This is a genomic window from Helicobacter bilis (assembly GCF_900198365.1).
GTDB classification, from domain to species: Bacteria; Campylobacterota; Campylobacteria; order Campylobacterales; family Helicobacteraceae; genus Helicobacter_A; species Helicobacter_A bilis_B.
This window is the reverse complement of record NZ_FZMS01000071.1, coordinates 1-3,298: the sequence shown is the minus strand read 5'-3', so window position 1 is coordinate 3,298 and position 3,298 is coordinate 1. Positions and strand designations below refer to the sequence as shown.

The 3,298-nt window shown below is 33.8% G+C and carries 5 protein-coding genes; all 5 read right to left on the bottom strand.

Annotated elements, in window-relative coordinates:
• On the bottom strand, window positions 1-464 hold a 464-nt coding region (locus tag C6H08_RS08945), incomplete at its 3' end, for a hypothetical protein (RefSeq protein ID WP_158656852.1).
• Between the two features lie 222 nt (window positions 465-686).
• Complete coding sequence (locus C6H08_RS08940) at window positions 687-866, bottom strand: hypothetical protein (RefSeq protein ID WP_034563422.1); 180 nt, start codon at window positions 864-866, stop codon at window positions 687-689.
• A gap of 196 nt (window positions 867-1,062) precedes the next feature.
• Window positions 1,063-1,401, bottom strand: coding sequence for a hypothetical protein (locus tag C6H08_RS08935; protein ID WP_034580057.1), 339 nt, complete (start codon window positions 1,399-1,401; stop codon window positions 1,063-1,065).
• A gap of 403 nt (window positions 1,402-1,804) precedes the next feature.
• On the bottom strand, window positions 1,805-2,953 hold the full coding sequence (locus tag C6H08_RS08930; protein ID WP_034580056.1) for a site-specific integrase: 1,149 nt from the start codon (window positions 2,951-2,953) through the stop codon (window positions 1,805-1,807).
• Window positions 2,954-2,979: 26 nt separating this feature from the next.
• Window positions 2,980-3,174, bottom strand: a complete 195-nt coding sequence (locus tag C6H08_RS08925; RefSeq protein WP_034580055.1) for a hypothetical protein — start codon at window positions 3,172-3,174, stop codon at window positions 2,980-2,982.
• Window positions 3,175-3,298: the final 124 nt, after the last annotated feature.

The window sequence follows — 3,298 nt, the reverse complement described above, 5'->3', positions numbered from 1 at the left end:
TTTGCCCTCTCTTGTACTATCTTTGCCCTCTCTTGCCCTTTTTTATAGTTTTCTAAAAACTTTAAGGCTTCTTCATCTGGGCTAAACTCACCTTTTTCATACAAGCACAATAAAAAGTTACTTGGGGGCTTTAATATCTTTGTTTGCAAGTAGCAATCATGGTATTTTTTTATACTTTGCATGTCGTAAAAATCAAAGCCTCTGTATTCATTGGCAGCATCTACTCGTATGCCCTTAGCGATAGCCTTGCAAAAGTCTTTTATCTCTTTTGCTTGTGGAATAAACGCCTTGCTTTTTTGTGAGGTGTGGCACACTCTTATATACTCATATAAAAAGCCACCTTGCTCTATAAAGTTTAAGGCGTGATCTATGTCTTCTAAAAGCACAAGTATTTCTTTTTCCCTTTTTTCTTTATACTTTATTATGTTTTGTGGGGGTTTTGTTATAAAGTTTGGTATTGTCATGTTTAATCCTTTCTTTTGTAATTTTTTTAAAGCTTTCATCTTGTGGTAACATTGTAATGATTTGCTCTTTTTTATAGTAGTCATTATCGCTTAGATAACTCCTACCATAAAAAAGGGCAAAAACATTAAAAGCCCACCATCAATCTTAAAAAGCTTTGTTTTGTCTTTGCCTGCTTACTTTTCCTGTTTGCCTGTTTTGTTTGCGCATTCTTAGTTCCTTTATTAGTCTTGTTTTTCTCTATCACTTGGTTTTTTAAACAGACATTTAAAAAAGACTTTCACAAAGTCTATAAAGCTATGTTCTACAAATGGGCTTGTATAAACAACATAACCATATAGCATAATAATGAATATAAAAACCACTGCACAAAATACGCCAAATATAAATAAAATGTCTAGCATGTTTAATCCTTTTTCTTTAGTAAAGCTTTCATTTTGGTTATACATTTCGCAAATTTTCTACATTTTGACTAGTCATTATCACACAAGATAACTCCTAGCCAAAATGTAGAAAAAATTACAAAAGCCATAACGCAATCTTATAAAGCTAGTTTGTTTTGCTTCCGCATACTTAGTTCCTTTGTCTCTTAAAAAGTATCTATGCTTCCCTTTTTATATGACAAAAAGGCTTGCGTATTAAAAACTCTTTTAAGCTTTTATTGACAATCGCATTTTTACTTAATCCAAACTCATAGCTTTTAGTCTCTAGCAACTCTAGCGTAGCCTCTTTCACTAAAAACTTTTTCCGCCTTTTTCTTGTTATCTTTAAGGGTAAATCCTTATCACTTAAAAAAGTCATCAATGCCGCTTCAAATATCTTATTCTTTGATATTTTGTAGCGTTTGCTTGTAATATCTAGCAAATCAAGTAGCCTAAAGTCGATGTCAAACTTGTCAGTTTGGACTTTGGGGGGTGTAGGTCTTGGTTTGTAGTGCATGTTTAATCCTTTCTCGTTCTCTTAGTTAATATTCTTGCGTTATCTTTTTGTTGCTTTTAAGGGATTCTGCGTAAAATGCTTCGGTCATGTATTTTATATACACTCCCTTGCATTTTCCTTGAAAACCCTTAAAATCAATCAAAAATATTTCCGCATACGCCTTTCCTTTTTTGCTTGCAGCTTAAACCTTAAAAAGCTAGGTTTTGTCTTTGCCTGCTTACTTTTCCTGTTTGCCTGTTTTGTTTGCGCATACTTAGTTCCTTTTTTTGCTTTTGCCTCATTGCCTTTGCCTTGTCATACTGCGACATCAAGCCCTAGCCAACTAAACTCAAGCCATAAAGCAAAAAATAAAAGCTTACAACTAGCAAAAAAGCCACGCAAACTTCGCTTAAATATTTTTCTTTCATGCTTCCTCCTTTGTAAGATTAATTTGCATATTTTCTATAAAGCAATCTGTATTTATTGCATAAGTAGTTGATGTAATATGCCCATCTTTATGTCCTAGCGTTCTACTCACTTGCAGGATATTAAAGCCTTTTTGGATAGCAAGTGTTGCGAATGTATGTCTTAGGTTATAAATGGGTGTTTCTTTCTGCATATTCAGTTCACTTAAAAGCTTTTTCCACTTTTTCTGTAAGCATGAATGACTTATATTAAAGAGAGTATCTGTATATTTTGCTTTTAAGTCGTGCATGAAATGCTTAAAGTTTTCATTGATAAAAGCAATATTTCTTTTACTGCTTTTTGTTTTTGGTGTGGTAATGGTATTGTTTGACATTTTTGACTTTGTTATCTTTATAGATTCTGTATCTATATCACTAGACTTTAATGCTAAGATCTCACCAACTCTAGCCCCTGTATGACTTGCTATCATTAAATAATTATGCAGTATCTCATCTTTTTTACTAGATTCTAGGATTATTGCTAACTCATTTTCTTTAAAGGCATATTTTTCTTTTTTCTCTGCCCCAAACCTTGAGAGGTTAAGAGTATTTGTAAAGTAGGGGAGGTTAAAATACTCATTGTAGTTATTTAATGCACGCACAATAAGATTTATCCTGCTTTTAATCTCTGCGTTACTTAAGGCTTTTTTATGCAAGGCTGTGGCGTAATCATGTAAAAAGTTTTTATTTATATGATTCGTCCTTGCGTGTTTTAAGTCTTTTTGTATAGCAAACATTGCGCTCTTATATCTTGCATAACTTGATTCTTTAATGTCGCTTAAACCTTGCAATACATATAATATACTCTCGCTTAGATACTCATCAGGGCTTCTTTTGGTGCTTCCCTCTAAGATAAAGCCCTGCCGCACAAGCTCGTTTTTTATGTAGTTATGGGCTTCTTGCTGAACTAGGGCTAGATTTTGTTTTGTTGCCTTTAGCTTGGTGCTTATTCTAACATGCACACCTTTAATGTATTTTTGTATGTAGATGTAACCTGCTTTGCTGACTTTTATGTTTCTATCATTTAATTTGATAGTCTTTTCTGGCAATGCCTCACACTCTCTTTTGTCTGTGAAGTTTTGCTGAAATACTAAAACGCATGCTGACATGTTATTCCTTTATGTTAGTTTTGGCTTTAAAGCCTTATTGTTATATCGTTTTGGCTTCCACTTTCATGGCGATTAAAACGCTTTTTCAAAAAACACAGGGAAAAAGACACAAGCACAACTAGGTTTATGCCCTCTGTCATTGTTACTTCCTTGTCGTCTTTGAGTTTTTCTGCTTGTCTTTTTGCCCTTTCCCTTATCGCGTTGCTTTTTTGCTTTGACATATTTGCCTTTCCTTGTCTTGTTTTTGAGTCTTTTTTGTCCCATTGGTCATACCACCCTGCCTCATTGAAACTCCCTTTGTCATGTTGCTTTGCCTTTTCCTTGTCTTAACTCTCACTTGTGTCA